This window comes from uncultured Microbacterium sp. (assembly GCF_963524805.1).
In the GTDB taxonomy this organism is placed as follows: Bacteria; Actinomycetota; Actinomycetes; order Actinomycetales; family Microbacteriaceae; genus Microbacterium.
On the sequence record NZ_CAURGG010000001.1, the window covers coordinates 733,899 to 752,466 of the forward strand.

Here is an 18,568-nt window from a genome sequence, read left to right on the forward strand (position 1 = left end):
TGTTCCCCCAGCCGGTGGCCTTCGGTCGGCCCCCGCCAACCCACCATGCGACGTCAATGTCGCCGATGGCGCACATCATGGCCCGCCATCAGCGCGCTGTCAATGGTGCTCCCGCGCGATCGCGACGAATGCCCGACCTCCGGCACGAGCTGAGCAGTCGGGCTGCGAATCCGGTCAGGCCCCGACCTTCGCCTTCACGGAGTGGGCCGCGCCCGTGGGCAGAACCGATTCATACCGACCGCGAACCGATCGACCCTGTCTTGTCGTCCAGACGTAGGAGTACCGCTCGGTCACCGCTTGCGGTGTGACGGCGGGTACGCGCGGTGCTCCATGTCGTGCCGCCCGGACAGGCCGCGGAGTTCTCGGCTTCCGCCGGAAGGTCAGGCCCGCTCCGATGTCGGCCAAAGCCGTGCGGGTCCCGACGAACGCGATCGCACCGACGAGCGAGGCGAGGCCGGTCACGCACGCGAACACGAAGCCCGCCCAGTGTCCTTCCGCGGCGGCCCGCCACGCCAGCAGCCCGAGGGCGACCACGGTCGCGTAGGGCAGCACCACGAACAGCGCGGGAGCCGCCACACGGTCCACGATCTTCGGTGTTCGCGCAAACGGGATCTTGCGTCTCGTGAGTCCCTGTTCCATCGACTTGAGGACTCCGGCCATGTTGACCGGGATGAGCACCAGGTTGAGGCAGAAGACCCACACCACATCGATGGCGCGGTGCCCGCCTGCCCGCAGGTCCAGGGTCATGGCGGCGAAATACGGCAGGGCGATCAGGAACAGCACCGGACTCATCAGCCGCCCCGCCTCGGGCAGGATCAGCATGAGGATCACCCCGACCGTCGTCCACGCGATGGAGCCGAGGTAATCCACGCGCAGGAGCAGTTCACCCAGGCGCATGCGTTCGCCGCGAGAGCGTCGCCCCCTCACGAGCTCTGTGATCTTGGGGAGGATGATCAGCCCACCGTTGGCCCACCGCCTGCGCTGCACGACGAGTGACCCGAAGTCGGGCGGCGTCGCGCTGAAGCTGAGCCGTTCGGGATAGTTGTACAGGCTCCATCCCTTGGCGGCGAGGTCCATGCTGGACTCGGTGTCTTCGATGACCGTCCGGTCTTGGATGTAGGTGCGCACTTCGCGCGTTCCCGCGGGCCCGTCCTCGGTGCGCAACTCGACGATGTCATCCAGGGCGGTGGTTCGGATGATGGCGTTCGCGCCGACCCAGAACGTCGCGTCGAACGCGGACTTGCCCTGATGCTGCAGGTGCTGCAGGTCCGTCGTGGCGCCCGCAATGCGCTCGATCAGCGAGGACGCGCCCCGGTACGACGAGTACGGCGTCTGGATGACGGCCATCCGCTCGTTTCCCGGCTGCTCCAGGACGTGGACGAGCCGCTCGCAGTACCCGGCGACCAGCAGGGAGTCGGCATCCAGAGTGAGCAGGTAGTCGGATGCCGGGATGTCGAAGTCCGCATTCAGCGCATGTCTCGTCCGCTGCAGGGTGCGAACGGTGCCCTCGCCGGATGGTTGCTCGTCGATAACCCACGACGCGCCCATCAGGCCGATGTAGGAATTGAGATTCATCGCTTTGTTCGCCTCGTGCGAGAGCGAAGCGTATCGTTTGCGGTCGAACACGGTGAGGTGCGCGTCGAAGATGCGCACCAGTCGCCCGAGGAGTGCTCGGCGCTCGTGCAGGTCGGGCAGGAGGACGACGTGCTCCGCCGCGATGCGGTGCTTCAAGTCGTCGGCGACAGCGGTCAGTTCGCGCGCCAGGCCACGCAGCACCTGGTCGACGAAGAACTGGTCCGCGTGGTCGACAACCTCTTCGGCATCCGCCATGACCGAGAGCCACTGGCTTGCGCGGGCGTAGAGGAAGACGACCTCCTCGGCTTTGATGCGGGAGATCGCGGGAGTGGGGTGGACGCGTTCGGCGCTCGCGGCGGCGAGGGCAGCGGCGAACTCCCGCGCGGGTTCGCGGAGTGCGGATGCGATGTCGTCGGGGAGGTGGCGGGTTTTCTCCAGCTTGGCGAGGACGGTGGGGGAGGTCGGAAACGGGTCGTCGTCGACAAGAAGGACGACGCGGAGGGAGGGGAACTCCTGCAGCGCCGCCGACCAGAGAGTGGCGCGGATGACGCGGGACTCCTCCGCGTAGGAAGGGACGAGCACGGTCATGGACTGCCGGCCATCGGCGAAGTGCACGTCGAGCTGCGACCGCGAAGCCCTCTCGTGACGACTGAGCCGCCGCAGAGCGCCGCCGCGGGCCATCAGGTACATCAGGGCCGAGAAGGTCATGCTCGCCGTGACCAGCGAGAAAACGACGACGAGCAGAACGTCGACCGCACCGAGCGTGCCTTGAGCGGCCTGAGCGGCGACGCGGAGCGCAGTTCCCACACAGAAGAAACTCCACGCGATGATCGTCGCAGCGATCGCGACCCAACCGAAGACTCGGGATGCTGCGCTGGGCCGAGCATGGATCGCCTCGGGATGATCATCGCGCACAGGTGCAGAAGAGCTTGTGGTGGAGTCGGCGAAGGCGTCAGACGACGAGACGGAGCTCGTCGCGCCTGCAGCCCCGAGGATCACCCACCAAGGATCGGGCCGGGCCACATTCGCGTGCACCGGCACGCCGTCGTCGACGCGAGGGCGCGCAGGGAGGTACGTCACTCAGGATCTCTTTCGGCTCGAGCAAGGTTCATCCCCAAGTTGAACCTTATCGCTGCGAGCCCACCGCGCAAATTCGCCGACCGCGGTACGAGATGGGGGCAAGAACACTCTGCGCCGCGTGTGGTGGTGTGGGCGGCCCGAGCCTCCTGTCAACGGGGCGGCGACGAATAACGCTCGACGAGCCGCTGCAGGCAGTCGGACCAGCCCTCGACGTGCTCTTCTCGCTCTTGGGCTGTTTGGAATCCGGTATGGCGCACCGAGACCCGGGTTGCGCCGTCTGCAGCCGGTTTCAGCGTGATCTCGACGTCGCTCGTATGTTCGTCGCCGTCCCATCGCCACGCGAGGCGAAGCTGGCGCGGCGCGTCGATAGCGAGAACGCGCCCGATCACCGCAATCCCCACCACGTCCGACCGAACTTCCCACGCTCCCATCGGCACCGGCTCGGTCACAGCGGTCGTCGCGAACCTCGTCGGCCAGATCCATTCCGCGACGGCGGTCGAATCAGTGAAGTCCCGCCACACGCGATCGCGGGATGCCGCCACCAGCGTCTCCTCTGTCAATTCCTGCATGCGGCCACGGTACCGAGGGCCACTGACTCTTGGACTTGCAGCATTGAAAGCGGCGCCGCGACTGGTTACAGTCCTGTAAGTAACGCGGTACCCCCACCGCGTCAGCCCCCTCGATGGAGAGGACCGTCGCATGTCCGCACTCGAATCACCCCATCCCCGGCACCGGACGAGAAGACGCCTGGCCGCCGCAACGACCGGAGCAGCCCTCATCGCGGGCGCACTCATCGCCGCGCCGGCCGACGCGGCTCCCCCACGCACGGTCGATCCGTTCAACCCGGACTTCGGCCCCAACGTCCAGATCTTCAGCCCCGAGACCCCGGTCGGCGACATCCAGGCTGCGATGGACGAACTGGCCGGCCAGCAGCGCGACAACGAGATGGGCAGCAGCCGTCACGGCGTGTACTTCCTTCCGGGCGAGTACGGCACCGCCGAAGCGCCCCTGCAGTTCGAAGTCGGCTACTACACCGAGGTCGCCGGCCTCGGGGCGGCCCCCGGCGATGTGACGGTCAACGGCGCCATCGAGGTCTACAACCGCTGCTTCGGTGAGGGCGCGACGCTGAGCTGCATCGCGCTGAACAACTTCTGGCGCACCCTCTCGAACCTCTCGATCGACGTCAACAAGGCCGGCCAGGACGATTGCCGCCGGAGCGCGAACTTCTGGGCGGTCTCGCAGGCCGTGTCCATGCGACGCGTGCAGACCTCGGGCGCGAACCTCTCTCTGATGGACTACTGCTCAGCAAAACCCCGGTACGCCAGCGGCGGCTTCATCGCCGACTCAAACCTGTCGTTCACGATCAACGGCTCGCAGCAGCAGTGGCTCACGCGCAACAGCGTCGTCTCGGGCTGGAGCAACGGCGTCTGGAACCAAGTGTTCTCGGGCGTGGTGGGCGGTCCGACTGAGGCCGGCTTCCCCGACCCGCCGTACACGACGGTCGAGAAGACGCCCGTCAGCCGCGAGAAGCCCTACCTCTACGTCGACGCGGACGGTCGCTACAACGTGCGGGTGCCGTCGGCTCAGACCAACACCGTCGGAACCTCGTGGGGTGCCGGCGAGACCGTAGGGCGCAGCATCCCGATCACGGACTTCTTCATCGCGACCCCGTCGGACTCGGTCAAGGACATCAACAATGCCCTCGCGCGCGGTCAGCACCTGATCTTCACGCCGGGCGTCTACGACATCGACCGAACGATCGAGATCAAGCGGGCCGACACTGTGGTCCTCGGGATGGGACACGCGACGCTCACGTCGGTCGGCGGTGCCGTACCCCTCGAGGTGAAGGATGCCGCCGGCATCGTCATCGCCGGGATCACGGTCGACGCGGGCACGACCCTGTCGCCGCAGCTCATGAAGATCGGCAACGCGAACGGCGGCAAGAAGCTCGACGCGAGCAACCCAATCACGCTGAGCGACGTGTACTTCCGCGTCGGCGGGCCGCACATCGGCAAGACCACCACCGCGCTCGAGGTCAACTCGGACAACGTGCTGATCGACCACACCTGGGTGTGGCGCGCCGACCACGGCATCGAGGGCTTCACGAACGGCGTGAACGGCGACACCGACCGATGGAACACGAACATAGGCACCACCGGTGTGATCGTCAACGGTGCGAACGTGACCGCCACCGGCCTGTTCGTCGAGCACTTCCAGACGTTCAACACGGTCTGGAACGGCGAGAACGGCCGCGTGATCCTGTACCAGAACGAGCTCCCCTACGACCCGCCGACCCAGGCGGACTGGACGCAGCCGAACGGCACGCTGGGATACCCCGGCTACAAGGTCGGCGAGAACGTGAAGACTCATCGCCTCGACGGCGCCGGGGTCTACGTGTTCAATCAGAACAACCCGTCGATCGTCACGGCGAACGGGTTCGAGGTTCCTGAGACACCAGGGGTCCGGCTGCATCACATCATGACCGTGAACCTCGCGGCCGGCACGATCGAGCACGTCGTGAACGGCGTGGGCGAGCCGGCGGATACGAACGACATCGGCGTGCCCTCGTACATCGTGGACTACCCGACGCCGTAGGGCAGGCAGCGCGAAATGCCCCGGTCAGCGCGAGCGCTGCCGGGGCATTTTCGTCGGCGACTTCGATCGTCACCAGAGCGGGTGGATCGCCTCCCGCAGGCGCCGGTCGTAGACGTCGTTGACGACCGCGTCGAAAGCATCGACGTCGAAGCCCCCCCACAGTGCGGCTGCGGCATCCGCGTTCGACTCCGCCTGCCCCACATTGCGTGCGCCCGGGATCGCGCTGGTCACTCCGGGTCGCGAGGCGATCCAGGCGAGCGTAGCCGCCGGAAGCGAGACGCCCTCGGGGACCGCTGCGGCCAGTTCGGCTGCCGCGGCGAGTCCCACCTCGTAGTCGACTCCCGAGAAGGTCTCGCCACGGTCGAACGCCTCGCCCTGACGGTTGTAGGAGCGGTGATCGTTCTCGGCGAACGACGTCGTGCTGGTGTACTTGCCCGACAGCAGGCCCGAGGCGAGCGGCACGCGCGCGAAGATCGCGACGCCGGCAGCCTCAGCGGCGGGCAGCACCTCATCGAGCGGCTTGAGCCGGAACGGGTTGAAGATGATCTGCACGTTGGTCACATGCGGCCGGGCGATGGCGGCGAGCGCCTGAGCGCAGGTCTCGACCGACACTCCGTAGGCGGCGATCGCCCCGTCCGCGACGAGGGCGTCGAGCGCGTCGTAGGTCGCGGCATCGTCGATCACGGCCGAGGGCGGACAGTGCAGCTGCACCAGGTCGAGCGTCTCGACACCCAGGTTCGCGCGCGAACGCTCCGTCCAGGCTCGGAAATTCTCGGGCGTGTAGTTCTCCGGCTCCTGCGGCAGGCGGCGACCCATCTTGGTGGCAACGGTGATGCCATGACCCGGCCGCCCGGCCAGGAAGCGCCCGATCAGCGATTCGCTGCGGCCGTCGCCGTAGACGTCGGCCGTGTCGAACAGTGTCACGCCGTGCTCGACGGATGCCGCCAGCACGGCGAGCGCGTCCTCCTCGCTGACAGCGCCCCAGTCGGCGCCCAGCTGCCAGGTACCGAGGCCGATGGCGGATACGGAACGGCCGGTGCGGCCGAGGGGGCGTTGCTGCATGGGGGATCCTCCTTCATCCGCGGCGGCGCGGAGAGATCCAGCATGTCACGACCTGGGCATCGTGGCCTCGGGGGTGTGGGCGATGTCCTGGGCTGATCGCCCCACCACCGGGCGCAACGGGATGGATGAGGCGACCGCCAGGAGGGTCAGGAGCGAGAACGCAAGCAGCGCCACCCAGACTCCCCGCGGTTCGGACACCGCGAGCCGCCGGCCGGCGATGAAGAACGTCGCGACGGTGATCCCCACGATCAGGAGTGCGCTGACCGTGCCGCAGAGGATCCGCGCCCAGATCGGTCCGCGGCCCGAGAGGGCGAAGCCTCCGCCGATCGCCAGCATCGCCACCGCGACTGCTCCCCCGCCGAGACCGGTCGTGAGCAGCTGGGCCAGAGCGCCCGGCAGCAGCATGGGGGCGATCGCGAAGGCCGCCGGGGCCAGGCCCAGCCACCGCCAGCCGCGACGACCTCCGCTCAGCCGGATCGCGTACGCCCAGCCGAGCAGCGCCCCGACGAGCACCCCGGGCAGCAGGATCGCCGCGAAGGTGTCGATCCACGACACCTGCGACGAGTAGCCGGCGAATTCGCTCATGACGGCGCGGAAGGCCGCCGCCCACGCGAGCCCGCACAGGGCTCCGACGGCGACGGCTGATCCTGCGCGCACCGGCCTCATGCGCGCCCGACTCTCTCCGCGGCGGGTGCCGCGGGGGCGGCATCCTCCGACGGCGTCGAGCGCGCCCAGCGGATCATCTCCGCACCCATCCAGGTGAACAGCAGGAACCACAGGCCGATCGCGATGCGTCCGAGCTCGAAGCCGGCGAAGATCGCGGGCGTCAGCGGAACGATCACCCAGATGCCGATCACCAGGATCAGCCAACGCCCGGGCCCGCTCAGTACTCGGGCGCGCGCAGCGGCGATGCCGAAGACGATGAGCACGGCGCCGGCGGCGAGGGTGATGACGCCGTAGGTGGACTCGATGACGTCGGTCAGCGGCGATGGGTACCCCGATTCCGCCGCGGTGATCGCGACCAGCTCCTGGACCGACAGCGCCAGCAGGGCGACCACCGACGCGATCCCCCCGATCGCTGCCAGGGTGCCGCGGCCGGCGAGACCGCCCCGCCAGAACGCCCACAGCGCCCACGCCACGAGAAGGTGGTGGAGGAAGAACAGGGTCTGGATGACCACGAAGCCCGTCGCTGTCAGCGGAAAGCTGAAGCGGTCCGGTGCCACCATGTGCGGCACGAGAAGCAGGAACGCGGCCGCACCCGCTCCCACCAGGCCCGCGATGACCGCAGCCCAGCCGCCCGTCACCACCAGCTGTCGATCGCTCATGTGAGCCACCTCCCTGTCGAGGACTCTGACGATAGGCTCGCCACCACCGGGGCGGCATCCGTGGAAACACGCAGTTCTTGTCGAGGTCAGCATGGGTAGCGCGCACAGCGACGGCGGGGAGCAGGCGCGATCGGCCGCCCTCGCCGCTCTGGCGAGGGCGCGCAGTGAGCTCGCAGGCGGATCGGTCGAGCGGGCGTGGCGCGAGTGCCTGGCTGCCGCGGCCGGCGGCCGCGACATCGGCGACGCGGCGATCGTGGCTGAGGCCGCGATGCTGATCCCCGGTCCGCAAGTGGGTTCGCATCACCTGACCACGGCGCGCCAGTCACTCTGCATCGACGCCCTCGGGATGCTGGGCACCGAGGATCCGGCACTGCGACGACGCCTCGAGATCTTCCTCGCGGGCCTGTCCAGCGGCTGGACGCCGTCGCCATCGATGGGCGGATCACCGATGACCGAAGAGGAAGCCGAAGATCGCCTGCTCGAGCTGCGGGCCGCGCACACTGGCGCCCTCGCACCATCCGACACGGAGCGACGGTTCGAGATCGCCACGGCGATGCGCGACACCGCCCGCGCAGCCCGACGCGACGACGACACCGCGTGGGCCGTGCTCTGGCGCCTCGACGCGCTCGCCCAGCTCGGTCGTCGCGCCGAGATGACCAGCGACATCATCGAGCTCGGCGAGGTCGTCCGTCGGCTGGACAGCCCGCACTGGCGATGGCGCACGGCCATGATCCGCGCGACAACGGCGCTCATGGACGATCACCTCGACGACGTGCCGTCGCTCGGGCAGGACGCCCTGCGGCTCGGCGCGGCGGCCGGAGTCGAGGAGGCGCGGTTCATCGACTTGATCCTGCGCGCGAACTTCGCGCTGCGTACCGGCGAGGATCTGGACGCAATCGAAGTGGACGTGCGTCGGGCGCTCGCCGACGCGCCGTTCCTGGCCCAGGGCTGGCGGGCGCGGATCCTGGTCGAGCAGGGCAGGCTTCCAGAGGCGCGTGAGATCTGGCGCGCCCTCTCGCCTCACCTGGACGCCGTACCGCCGACGGCTCTCGAATGGCTGGTCGCCACCACCGGGCACGCCGAGCTGAGCATCGTGAACGACGACCGGCCCGCAGCGGCACATCTCTACGACATGCTGCTGCCCCATCAGCACCTTCACGTCATGCCGAGCATCATCACGCCGTACAACGGACCCGTCGCGCTGTACCTCGGCGAGCTGGCCGAATTCCTGGGCCGCACGACGAGCGCCCGCACGCATCTCGGCGATGCGCTTCTGCGCAGTGAGGACATGCACGCGCCGGCGAGCTCACAGCGCGCCCGTGCAGCGATCGCCCGGCTCGGCGAAGCGCGGCATCCGCTGTTCCCGCTGTCGGCGCGTGAGGCCGAAGTGGCCGAACTGGTCGCGACCGGCAAGACCAATCGTGAAGTGGCTCATCGGCTGTTCCTGTCCGAACGGACCGTGGAGAACCATGTGAGCAGCATCCTGCGCCGCCTCGAGCTTCCGAATCGGGCCGCAGTCGCCTCGTGGGTCGCACGGCGCCGCACGGAGGACCGCGCCTGAACCTCATGGGCGGACGATGACGGGTGTGCCCAGCGGAAGCTGGGCGAGTCGTTCGATCGCCGCCGGATCGACGCGCAGGCAACCGTTGGAGATCGGCCCGGATCGCTCGTCATGATAGTGAAAAGCCGTCACGGCAACATTCGCCCCGGCGAAGCCGTCCAGCGTCGGCGACTGCACTGCCAGGTAGACCAGGGGGTAGCCGCGCGTGTATCCGAATGACGGCTCGACCCGGGTGGTCATGATGTAGGTGCGCCCCACGGGCGTCGGGGTCTCGGCGGCACCCGAGCCGAAGTCCGTGGCGATGCGCTCGGCCACTCCCCCGCGCACGATGTCGATCGTGCGGCCGGAGATGCTGACTTCGACTGTCGCGTCGAGTCCCGTGATCTCGACGTCCTGAGCGCGCAGCCACCCCGTGACCTGCGCCGGGCTCCCCTGCGATGGATAGGCCTGCCGGCCGACGAGCAGCACCCGCACCCAGCTCTGCTCGCGCACGATGATCGGGGCCGTGGAGCCGTCGAACTGCAGGTCGCGCGGCAGGAACGCAACAGGTTCGCCCGAAGGATCGGCGAACACCGGGGCGCCTGCCGCCAGCGGCCGAGCGGCCTCACCCGTCAGCGCGCCGTAGGGGTCGTCGTCGACCGGGAGGCCGGCGATGACCGAGAAGACGTCCACCTGCGGCAGGGTGGACGGGTCGTAGTTCGCGGTATTGGCCGCAATCGGCTCCGGCGTCGGGGTCGGCGTGGCCGAAGGCGCGGCTGACGGCGTGGCACTCGCGGTCGGTGTGGCGGTAGGACGGGAGGCGGATGCCGGCGGCTCGACAGGTTGCAGCATCCAGACGATGATCGCGATCGCTGCGAGCGACGCGATCCCGGCCACGATCCACAGGATCATCCGCCGCGCGGTGGGCGGCTTCGAGGTGGAGCTCTGACCGTTCTCCATGTCCCCATGGTCGGGGCACGAACCGGATGCCGCAAGTCGAGCGCTGCTGCGCCCGGCTGGCTCGACGGCTGGGAGTGCTCGATACCCTTACGCGATCAGTCCCGCCGCTCGGGCCGGGCCTGCGTACGCCTCCGCGAGCGTCGCCACGGTGTCATGCGCATTCAACCCGCTCGGGTTGGGCACGACCCAGAGCTCCGCTCCGCCGAGCGTCTCGTCCTGCCGGCCGCTTCCAGCCCGGGGTCGGTCGAAACCCTGCCGATACGCGGTCAATCCGACGACCGCGGCGACGCGCGGCGCGAGTTCCGCCATGCGGTCTTCCTGCCGCTGAGCACCCTCCCGCAGCTCTGCGCGAGACAACTCGTCAGCGCGGGCGGTGGCGCGAGGCACGAGGCTGGAGATGCCGATCCTGGCATCCAGGAACATCTGCCGGTCGGCATCCGAGATCCCCGAATCGGTGATCACGGGGCTCCGGGGAATGACACCCGCCCGCACCAGCGCAGGATAGAAGCGGTTGCCGGGATGCGCGAAGTGCACGCCGGTGGCTGCCGTCCACAGCCCGGGGTTGATCCCGATGAAGACGAGCACCGGATGCGGCGGCATGAGATCAGGCACCGTGACGTCGCGGTACTTCTCCAACTCGGCGCGGGTGAATCCCATGAGTCGAGTCTGCCGCCCCCGGCGGCGCGGGACCGCCTGAAACCTGCTCACTGCAACGGCCATCTCGATCCAATACGAAGAAGGACCGGCCTCGCGGCCGGTCCTTCTTCGTATGTGGTCGGGATGACAGGATTTGAACCTGCGACCCCTTGACCCCCAGTCAAGTGCGCTACCAAGCTGCGCCACATCCCGATGCCCGCACGCGGACAACTCCCCTATCCTACCGGGTCGCCGCGAGCCCCGCGAACGACGCTGCAGAGCAGCATCCCGTCGTCCCTTCCCCGTGTCCAGACCCGGCGGTAGCGTCACAGAATGGCAGAGATCGTGATCGCCCCCGCGACCGCCGACCGGTTCGACGACGCCGAGCACGCCCTCACCGGCGGCGGTGACGGCCGCTCGTGCCAGTGCCAGTGGTGGATGGTGCCGAACGTGCAGTTCCAGAAGATGCCGGTCGAAGAGCGACGCGAGCGGCTGCATGACGAGCTTCGCAGCGACACCGTCTCGCCCGCGCTCATCGCCTACGTCGACGGCGAAGCGGCAGGCTGGGTGCGCGTCGGTCCCCGCGGGAAACAGGTGCGGATCGGACGCACCAGGGACATCGCCGCCCACACCCCGACGAGCCTGGACGATCCATCGGTCTGGGCGGTGTCGTGCTTCGTCGTGCGTCGCGAGCATCGCGGCATAGGGCTCACCACGCGGTTGCTGCAGGCAGCCGTCGCGCACGCACGTGAGAGCGGCGCCCGCATCGTCGAGGCCTATCCCATCGACACCGCGGTCGCGAAGACTTCCGCGAACGAGCTGTACCACGGTGTGCTCTCGGTGTTCGAAGCCGCCGGCTTCGCGGAGATCGCCCGCCCTGAGCCCGGGCGGGTGATCGTGGCGCTCGAGCTCGCGTCGTGATCAGATCGTTCTGGCCGGCTCCGCGCTGAGTCCTCGCCGCGCGGCATCCCTCTCCAGCACCGCCACGATCGCGACCAGCAGCAGCGCCGAGACGACATACTCGCCGATCGGCAGCAGCCCACTCGCGGCGATCGCGACGGCTCCGACGACGACGGATGCCGACACCGCATGCGACAGGGTCGGCCGCAGCAGAATCGCCCACGCGCTCAGGACGAACAGCGCGATCGGCAGGGTCAGGGCGAGCCCGGCGACGTCATGCGAGACCTCGGTGTGCCCGGTGATGGCGTCGATCTCGACCTCGACCCCGGCCGAGACGGCACCGGCCGACGCGAAGATCACGTAGTGCAGGTAGCCGAAGGTGAAGCCCGACCGGAGGCTGCCCAGCCGCCCGTGCTGTTCGCGTGCGAAGTACAGCCACCACATGCCGGCGGTCACCACCAGTCCGCACGCGGCGAGGCCGATCAGCTCCGGAATGTGCTCGCCCTCGCCGAGGGCATCGATCATGGCGTTCGCCGACGCGAGCAGGCTCTCGCCCAACAGCAGCAGGGTGAACAGTCCGAACCGCTCCGCGATGTGATGCGGGTGCCAGCTCGTGCGCCGGCGGGCCTCCGCCCACACCGGCACGGCGAGTTCGGCCGCGACGAGTGCGAAGAAGGTCCACAGCTGCCATTGGTCATCGAGCAGATAGACGCGCGCGAGCCAGAGCGCCTGCACGATGGTGATGCCGATGGCGAAGCGCACCGCGGTGGGTCTCGCCTCGGGGTCGGATGCCGCCGCCCTCAGCCACTGCGCCACCATCGCAAGCCGCATGATGACGTATCCCCACGTGACGATGAGGTAGTCGAAATCGACCATCGCGGCGTGCACACCGGCGGCGAGCACGAGCACGCCCGCCATCTGCACGATGGTCATCACCCGGTACAGCCAGTCATCCGTGTCGAACGCCGAGGCGAACCAGGTGAAGTTCATCCACGCCCACCAGATGGCGAAGAAGACCATCAGGTAGGAGAGGACGCCCTGGCCGACGTGGTCGTCGCTGATCAGGTGATGCAGGTTCTGCGATGCCTGCGACACCGCGACGACGAAGACCAGATCGAACAGCAACTCCAGAGGCGTCGCCACGCGATGGGGCTCGGTCGTGTCGCGGGCGGTCATGCGGCGAAGGCCGATCCGGGCGAGCACGTCGGTCATGCGACGATTATGGTGCCCGCCCGCTCGAAGAGGAGAATCATGCGCCGGATCCTGCTCGGCTTCGCGCCCTACGCGGTGGTCTCCGTCATCCACGTCATCGCCCTCGCGGCCGGTGCCGAGGCGGTCGCGGCGCCGACGAAGCTGTGGCTCATGCCGCTGCTCGTGGTGGCCGTCCTGTGGGGCGGACGCGGGTCGCGCTGGGGCGGCACTTACATGCTGCTGTTCGTCGCGATCGCCTTCTCGTGGCTCGGCGACAGCGCCGGCACGTTCTTCCCGGCCGCTCCGACCGTGCCCATGATGCTGCTCTTCTTCGGGCTCGCCCACCTCTGCTACATCTGGATCTTCTGGCGCCGCATCCCGGTTCGCCGCGTGCCGATGTGGGCCGTCGTCTACGGCGTGTGGTGGGTCGCGCTGCTGGCGATCCTGTGGCCGAGCCTCGGTTCGCTGCTTCTCGCCGTCGCGGTGTACGGACTGGTGCTCGGCGGCACGGCGGTCGCGGCATCCCGCTGCCATCCCCTCGTCGCCGCGGGTGGGGCTTTCTTCCTCGCGTCCGACACCATCCTGGCGTTCCGCCTCTTCACGCCCGACGCCATGCCGGACTGGACGAGCCCGCTCGTCATGCTCACCTACTGCCTGGGCCAGGGTCTCATCGCCGCGGGAGTCATCGTGTCCGACCGGCTGCAAGAGGCACGCTCTGCCGCGGTGCGGGTGGCCGCATGACCGGCACTGCTCGGGTGGATGCCTGGCTCTGGGCGGTGCGCGTGTACAAGACCCGGTCGGCGGCGACGACGGCATGCCGCGCGGGGCATGTGCGGGTCAACGGCGAGCGCGCGAAGGCGGCCCAACCCGTGCGCCCGGGTGACGAGCTGCGTGTGCGGATCGCCGGATTCGACCGCATCTTGATCGTCAAGGAGCCGATCTCCAAGCGCGTGGGCGCGGTGCCGGCTGCGGCCGCGGTGGAGGACAAGACGCCGCCGCCGCTTCCGCGCGAAGAGCGGGCGTTCGTCCCGATGCGCGACCGGGGCGCCGGACGCCCGACCAAACGCGAGCGGCGCGACATCGACCGCCTCCGCGGACGCGACGCGGACGGCTCGGACATCGGTCTCTAGCGGCCGGTCGCAGGGCGGAGCGGGAAACTGCCGCCCCGGCGGTCACACTGGTCACTGCCGTCACACTCGGTCCTGCGACCGGCGCCCAATGACTCAGTCGAGCTGATCCAGCAGCCAGCGGGTCCCGCGCGCCGTGGCTCCGGCATCCGTCACCCGTCGACCCAGCTCGCGGTCACTCGTGACGACCGAGACGGTGCGGCCGGCATCCACGAGCCGCACGGTTTCGGCGACGATCGCATCGTCACCGGATGCCGGAGCCCGAACGATCTCGATGCCGTCCACGCCGTCGCCCGCATCGCGCGCCTGCCCCTCGACGACCACACTCCACTCGGGGAACCAGCTGTGTTCGGGAAGGCTGAGCGCCTCGGCCGGGACGCCGTCCGCGGTGAGCCGCCCGATGCGGGCGATGAGGCGTCGGGCCGCGGCGGGGCGATCGTGCCACCATCCGTCGGGGACGGAGCCGACGACGTTCGCCGCATCCACGACCACGGCGGGCCGGATGCCGAGCAGGGGCTGCAGCTTCATCCACGATGACGCGAACCCCGGGTGCAGCGGCTTGTCCTCGACTTCGCCCGGCGGGATCCAGGCGAGTTCGCGGCTCTCAGGGTCGCTGATGGTCGGCGTGAACGGATGCGTGACGTCGGCGACGAGCGTCGTATAGGTCCAGTAGCCCAGGTCGAGCACGCTCAGCAGCCGAGGCCGCACCGATCCTTCCGGCACCCCGGCCTCCTCGGCCGACTCGCGCAACGCGCCGTCGCACGCCGATTCCCCCTCGTGCCGCGCTCCGCCGGGCAGAGCCCAGGTGTCGCCGTGGTGCGACCACGAGACGCGATGCTGCAGGAGCACGCCGCGGTCGGCGTCGACCGCGAGCAGCCCGGCCGCGCCGAACACGCCCCAGTGCCGGTCGCCGTCGGGACCCTCGACCCAGGCATCGCCGGGATCCCGCGGCCCGAGCGGGCGCGGCGGTCCGCCGGGGACGGGGGGCTGGATGCTCACCATCCCACCCTGTCACACGCCCATGCCCGCGGGTCGCGATCCAACACTCGGCCGTCCCGATTGCCGAAAGCCCGGCCGGTCACCGGACACGCCGGGACACGGCGGCGGCGTGCGGCGCGCCGCCGTGACGGGCCGGGCTTTCCGCAGGCTGGAAACCCGGGCGGGCAGACGGGTGACTAGCGGGTGCGCTTCTCCCGCACGCGCATGTTCACGACGATCGGCGTGCCCTCGAAGCCCCAGATCTCGCGCAGGCGCCGCTGGATGAACCGACGGTAACCCGGGTCGAGGAAGCCGGTCGTGAACAGCACGAACGTCGGCGGACGCGTGGAGGCCTGCGTGCCGAACAGGATGCGCGGCTGCTTGCCACCGCGCAACGGGTGCGGGTGCTCGGCGACCAGTTCCGACAGGAACGCGTTGAACTTGCCGGTCGGGATGCGGGTGTCCCACGAATCCAGCGCGGTCTCCAGTGCCGGGACCAGACGCTCGAGGTGCCGGCCCGTGCGCGCCGAGATGTTCACGCGCGGCGCCCAGGCCACGTGTGCGAGGTCCTGCTCGATCTCGCGCTCGAGGTACCGGCGGCGATCGGCGTTCTCGAGGTCGTCGTCGTTCAGGCGGTCCCACTTGTTGAAGGCGAGCACCAGAGCGCGCCCCGACTCGAGCACGAGGTCGATGATCCGCACGTCCTGCTCGCTGATCTGCTCGCTCACATCGATCACGACGACGGCGACCTCGGCCTTCTCGAGGGCGGCGGAGGTGCGCAGCGAGGCGTAGAAGTCCGCACCCTGCTGCAGGTGCACACGACGGCGGATGCCGGCGGTGTCGACGAACCGCCAGAGGCGCCCTCCGAGGTCGACGATCTCGTCGACGGGGTCGCGGGTCGTGCCGGCGAGGTCGTTCACGACGACCCGCTCTTCACCGGCCGCCTTGTTCAGCAGCGACGACTTTCCCACGTTGGGTCGTCCGAGGATCGCGACGCGTCGGGGCCCGCCGATCTCCTGCTTGGCGACCGCCGAGACCGAGGGAAGCACCTTCATGATCTCGTCGAGCAGGTCGGCCACACCGCGCCCGTGGATCGCCGAGACGGGGTACGGCTCACCGAGCCCGAGCCCCCACAGGACGGCGGCTTCGGGCTCGTGGCGTGCGTCGTCGACCTTGTTCGCGACGAGGAAGACCGGCTTGCCGCTCTTGCGCAGCAGCTTGACGACGTGCTCGTCGGTGGAGGTCGCCCCCACCATCGCATCGACGACGAACAGCACGACATCGCACAGCTCGATCGCGATCTCGGCCTGAGCGGCGACCGAGGCGTCGATGCCCCGTGCGTCGGGCTCCCACCCGCCGGTGTCGACCACCGTGAAGCGGCGGTCCATCCACTCGGCCTTATAGGTGACGCGGTCCCGGGTGACCCCGGGCGTGTCCTCGACGACCGCTTCGCGCCGGCCGAGGATGCGGTTCACGAGCGCGGACTTGCCGACGTTCGGACGCCCCACGATTGCGACCACCGGAAGGGCCGGCGAGTACTCGACGCCGTGCTCGCCGAGCGTGATGCCCGAGAGCAGCTCGGCATCTTCGTCGTCGAGCTCGTAGTCCGAGAGGCTCGCGCGCAGCGTGTCCGCCCGCGCTTCGGCGAGATCCTCATCGAGGTCGGCCATGGCCTCGGCGATCTTGTCGTCGCCGCCTTCGTATTCTTCGTCAGCGCCCATGCGGGGCTCCTGTCTGTGGGGGTACGACCGTGCGGACGACGTCGAGGACGGCATCCACGGTCTGGTCGAAGTCGAGGTCCGAGGAATCGACGACCTGCACGCCGGGTGCGGCGGTGAGGAAGTCGACCACGGTGGAGTCCTGCGCGTCACGGCGGTGCAGAGCGTCGGCGACGGCGCCCGCGTCGTGTCCGGTCAGTTCCGCGCTGCGACGGGCGGCCCGGACGGCCGGATCGGCGGTGAGGAGGATGCGCACCGGCGCGTCCGGGGTGACGACTGTGGTGATGTCGCGTCCTTCGACGACCACACCGGGACGATCGGACTCCGCCACGAGTGTGCGGAACAGCGCGTTCACCGACCGCCGCACCGCGGGAACCCGGGCGACGCCGCTCACGGCGTCGGTGACGCGCGGTTCGCGGATCGCCTCGGTGACGTCCGTGGCGCCCACGCGCACCCAGTAGTGGTCGGGATCCAGCGAGATCGCGTAGTCGAAGTCGCCGGCGACGTCGAGGACCGCCGTGGAATCCGACGTGTCCGCGCCGTGCGCGAGTGCATGCCACGCGAGCGCTCGGTACGCGGCGCCGGTGTCGAGGTAGCCGAAGCCGAGGCGGCGGGCGACCTGCTTGGAGACGCTGGATTTGCCGCTGCCGGCCGGTCCGTCGATCGCGATCACCGTGGTGTCCTCGATCGGGGTGAGGGTCGGGCTAGTCATTCGTGGTGCTCGCAATCTTCCAGCCGCGCGAGGAGAGGCCGTCCACGGCCCGGCGCACCGCACTCGGGATGACGCTGATCTCGGCGAGGCCGAACTGCGCGCCGGGTGAATGCTCCAGGCGCAGGTCCTCGACGTTGACCTCGAGCTCGCCGAGCTCGCCGAACAGGCGCCCGAGCTGTCCCGGAGTGTCATCGACCATGACGACGACCTGCTCGAAGCGCCGGTTCTGGCCGTGCTTGCCGGGGAGCCGCTCGACGCCGTCGTTTCCGCGCCGGATCGTGTCGGCGACGGCACGGCGGGAACCGGCCGCATCCGGGTCGCGCAGCGCTGCGGCGACCACGGTGAGGTCGGCGGCAAGGGCATCCAGCACATCGACGACGGGCTCGGAGTTCGCGCCGAGGATCTGCACCCACAGTTCGGGGGCGGATGCTGCGATGCGGGTCGTGTCGCGCACGCCCTGTCCCGCGAGCTGCAATGAGCCGTCCGGCGCGTCGACGAACCGTCCGGCGAGCAGGCTCGCGACCAGCTGCGGAACATGCGAGACGAGGGCGACCGCGCGGTCGTGGTCTTCGGGCGTCATCTCGAGCGGTGTCGCGCCGAGCTCGAGAGCGAGGCCTTCCACGAGCGCCAGATCGGCGGCGGAAGTCTCCGCGTCGCGGCAGACGACCCAGGGCCGGCCGACGAAGATGTCGGCGCGTGCCGAGATGGCACCGCCGCGCTCGCGGCCCGCGAGGGGGTGGGAGCCGATGTACCGCGTCAGGTCGACGCCGCGTTCCCGCAGCTCGCGCAGCGGCTCGAGCTTGACGCTCGCGACGTCGGTGACGACGGCGTTCGGATGCCGGGCGAGTTCGCGTTCGATCACGTCGGCGGTCACGTCCGGAGGCACGGCCACGACGATCAGGGCAGGGTCGTCCCGGTCGGCCGGGCGACGGCCGGCGCCGTAGTCGACGGCGAGGCGCAGCTGCGAGGGCGAGGTGTCGTCGAGGACGACATCGACGCCTCGGGCCGTCAGCGCGTGCCCGATGCTGGAACCCAGCAGCCCCGCACCGACGATGCGGACGGTGCCCCGCACGCGCGCGGCGAGCGGACTCGCGGCACGCGTGTGCGTGCCCGTCGATTCGCTCACTCGGTCTCCTGGTGGTGTCCTGCGGCGGTGCTGTCGTCCGCGC

General features: G+C 69.5%; 17 protein-coding genes and 1 tRNA gene. 5 read left to right on the forward strand and 13 right to left on the reverse strand.

The window, feature by feature from the left end:
• Positions 1 to 174: 174 nt before the first annotated feature.
• Together RWQ91_RS03610 and RWQ91_RS03615 are read right to left on the reverse strand one after the other, a co-directional pair.
• Entirely contained in the window at positions 175 to 2,382 is a 2,208-nt protein-coding gene (locus RWQ91_RS03610; protein WP_314502655.1) for a glycosyltransferase family 2 protein, read from the reverse strand.
• 422 nt (positions 2,383 to 2,804) lie between these two features.
• Positions 2,805 to 3,197, reverse strand: a complete 393-nt coding sequence (locus RWQ91_RS03615; protein ID WP_314502656.1) for an SRPBCC family protein — start codon at positions 3,195 to 3,197, stop codon at positions 2,805 to 2,807.
• 157 nt (positions 3,198 to 3,354) lie between these two features.
• On the opposite strand from RWQ91_RS03615, the gene RWQ91_RS03620 reads away from it, so the two are divergent.
• The gene (locus RWQ91_RS03620) at positions 3,355 to 5,250 is read left to right on the forward strand and encodes a glycosyl hydrolase family 28-related protein (protein WP_314502657.1); all 1,896 of its coding nucleotides are present in this window, start codon (positions 3,355 to 3,357) and stop codon (positions 5,248 to 5,250) included.
• A gap of 69 nt (positions 5,251 to 5,319) precedes the next feature.
• Here the strand turns inward: RWQ91_RS03620 and RWQ91_RS03625 are convergent, their stop codons facing one another.
• Genes RWQ91_RS03625 through RWQ91_RS03635 form a run of 3 tightly spaced genes read right to left on the reverse strand, consistent with a single transcriptional unit; the run spans position 5,320 to position 7,637 of the window.
• Positions 5,320 to 6,312, reverse strand: a complete 993-nt coding sequence (locus tag RWQ91_RS03625) for an aldo/keto reductase (protein ID WP_314502658.1) — start codon at positions 6,310 to 6,312, stop codon at positions 5,320 to 5,322.
• A gap of 45 nt (positions 6,313 to 6,357) precedes the next feature.
• Complete coding sequence (locus RWQ91_RS03630; RefSeq protein ID WP_314502659.1) at positions 6,358 to 6,978, reverse strand: hypothetical protein; 621 nt, start codon at positions 6,976 to 6,978, stop codon at positions 6,358 to 6,360.
• The gene (locus RWQ91_RS03635) at positions 6,975 to 7,637 is read right to left on the reverse strand and encodes a hypothetical protein (protein ID WP_314502660.1); all 663 of its coding nucleotides are present in this window, start codon (positions 7,635 to 7,637) and stop codon (positions 6,975 to 6,977) included. The genes RWQ91_RS03630 and RWQ91_RS03635 overlap by 4 nt, the downstream gene beginning before the upstream one ends.
• A 91-nt stretch (positions 7,638 to 7,728) precedes the next feature.
• Between RWQ91_RS03635 and RWQ91_RS03640 the strand changes: the two genes are divergently transcribed.
• Complete coding sequence (locus RWQ91_RS03640) at positions 7,729 to 9,198, forward strand: LuxR C-terminal-related transcriptional regulator (protein WP_314502661.1); 1,470 nt, start codon at positions 7,729 to 7,731, stop codon at positions 9,196 to 9,198.
• Between the two features lie 3 nt (positions 9,199 to 9,201).
• Here RWQ91_RS03640 and RWQ91_RS03645 read toward each other — a convergent pair whose 3' ends face one another.
• The 3 genes from RWQ91_RS03645 to RWQ91_RS03655 form a co-directional block, all read right to left on the reverse strand.
• Complete coding sequence (locus tag RWQ91_RS03645; RefSeq protein WP_314502662.1) at positions 9,202 to 10,137, reverse strand: L,D-transpeptidase family protein; 936 nt, start codon at positions 10,135 to 10,137, stop codon at positions 9,202 to 9,204.
• Between the two features lie 87 nt (positions 10,138 to 10,224).
• Positions 10,225 to 10,794: a mismatch-specific DNA-glycosylase gene (locus RWQ91_RS03650; protein ID WP_314502663.1), complete on the reverse strand. Its 570-nt coding sequence runs from the start codon at positions 10,792 to 10,794 to the stop codon at positions 10,225 to 10,227.
• A 115-nt stretch (positions 10,795 to 10,909) separates the two neighbouring features.
• Positions 10,910 to 10,986: transfer RNA gene (locus tag RWQ91_RS03655), tRNA-Pro, on the reverse strand.
• A gap of 120 nt (positions 10,987 to 11,106) precedes the next feature.
• Between RWQ91_RS03655 and RWQ91_RS03660 the strand changes: the two genes are divergently transcribed.
• Positions 11,107 to 11,694, forward strand: coding sequence for a GNAT family N-acetyltransferase (locus RWQ91_RS03660; RefSeq protein ID WP_314502664.1), 588 nt, complete (start codon positions 11,107 to 11,109; stop codon positions 11,692 to 11,694).
• Here the strand turns inward: RWQ91_RS03660 and RWQ91_RS03665 are convergent, their stop codons facing one another.
• Positions 11,695 to 12,885 (reverse strand): low temperature requirement protein A, encoded by a 1,191-nt coding sequence (locus tag RWQ91_RS03665; protein WP_314502665.1) that lies wholly within the window; start codon positions 12,883 to 12,885, stop codon positions 11,695 to 11,697.
• A 39-nt stretch (positions 12,886 to 12,924) separates the two neighbouring features.
• Between RWQ91_RS03665 and RWQ91_RS03670 the strand changes: the two genes are divergently transcribed.
• Both RWQ91_RS03670 and RWQ91_RS03675 read left to right on the forward strand, forming a co-directional pair.
• On the forward strand, positions 12,925 to 13,605 hold the full coding sequence (locus tag RWQ91_RS03670; protein WP_314502666.1) for a lysoplasmalogenase: 681 nt from the start codon (positions 12,925 to 12,927) through the stop codon (positions 13,603 to 13,605).
• Entirely contained in the window at positions 13,602 to 13,994 is a 393-nt protein-coding gene (locus tag RWQ91_RS03675; protein ID WP_314502667.1) for an RNA-binding S4 domain-containing protein, read from the forward strand. The genes RWQ91_RS03670 and RWQ91_RS03675 overlap by 4 nt, the downstream gene beginning before the upstream one ends.
• Positions 13,995 to 14,087: 93 nt before the next feature.
• Here the strand turns inward: RWQ91_RS03675 and RWQ91_RS03680 are convergent, their stop codons facing one another.
• The 4 genes from RWQ91_RS03680 to RWQ91_RS03695 all read right to left on the reverse strand — a co-directional run bounded on the left by RWQ91_RS03680 (position 14,088) and on the right by RWQ91_RS03695 (position 18,525).
• A complete protein-coding gene (locus RWQ91_RS03680) occupies positions 14,088 to 14,990 on the reverse strand; it encodes an NUDIX hydrolase (protein WP_314502668.1) in 903 nt (300 codons plus the stop codon).
• A 176-nt stretch (positions 14,991 to 15,166) separates the two neighbouring features.
• Entirely contained in the window at positions 15,167 to 16,690 is a 1,524-nt protein-coding gene (gene der / locus RWQ91_RS03685) for a ribosome biogenesis GTPase Der (protein WP_314502669.1), read from the reverse strand.
• The gene (gene cmk / locus RWQ91_RS03690) at positions 16,680 to 17,399 is read right to left on the reverse strand and encodes a (d)CMP kinase (RefSeq protein ID WP_314502670.1); all 720 of its coding nucleotides are present in this window, start codon (positions 17,397 to 17,399) and stop codon (positions 16,680 to 16,682) included. Before cmk ends, der begins: the two co-directional genes overlap by 11 nt.
• Positions 17,392 to 18,525 carry a prephenate dehydrogenase gene (locus tag RWQ91_RS03695; RefSeq protein WP_314502671.1) on the reverse strand — a complete coding sequence of 378 codons (1,134 nt, stop codon included), beginning with the start codon at positions 18,523 to 18,525 and terminating at the stop codon, positions 17,392 to 17,394. The genes cmk and RWQ91_RS03695 overlap by 8 nt, the downstream gene beginning before the upstream one ends.
• Positions 18,526 to 18,568: the final 43 nt, after the last annotated feature.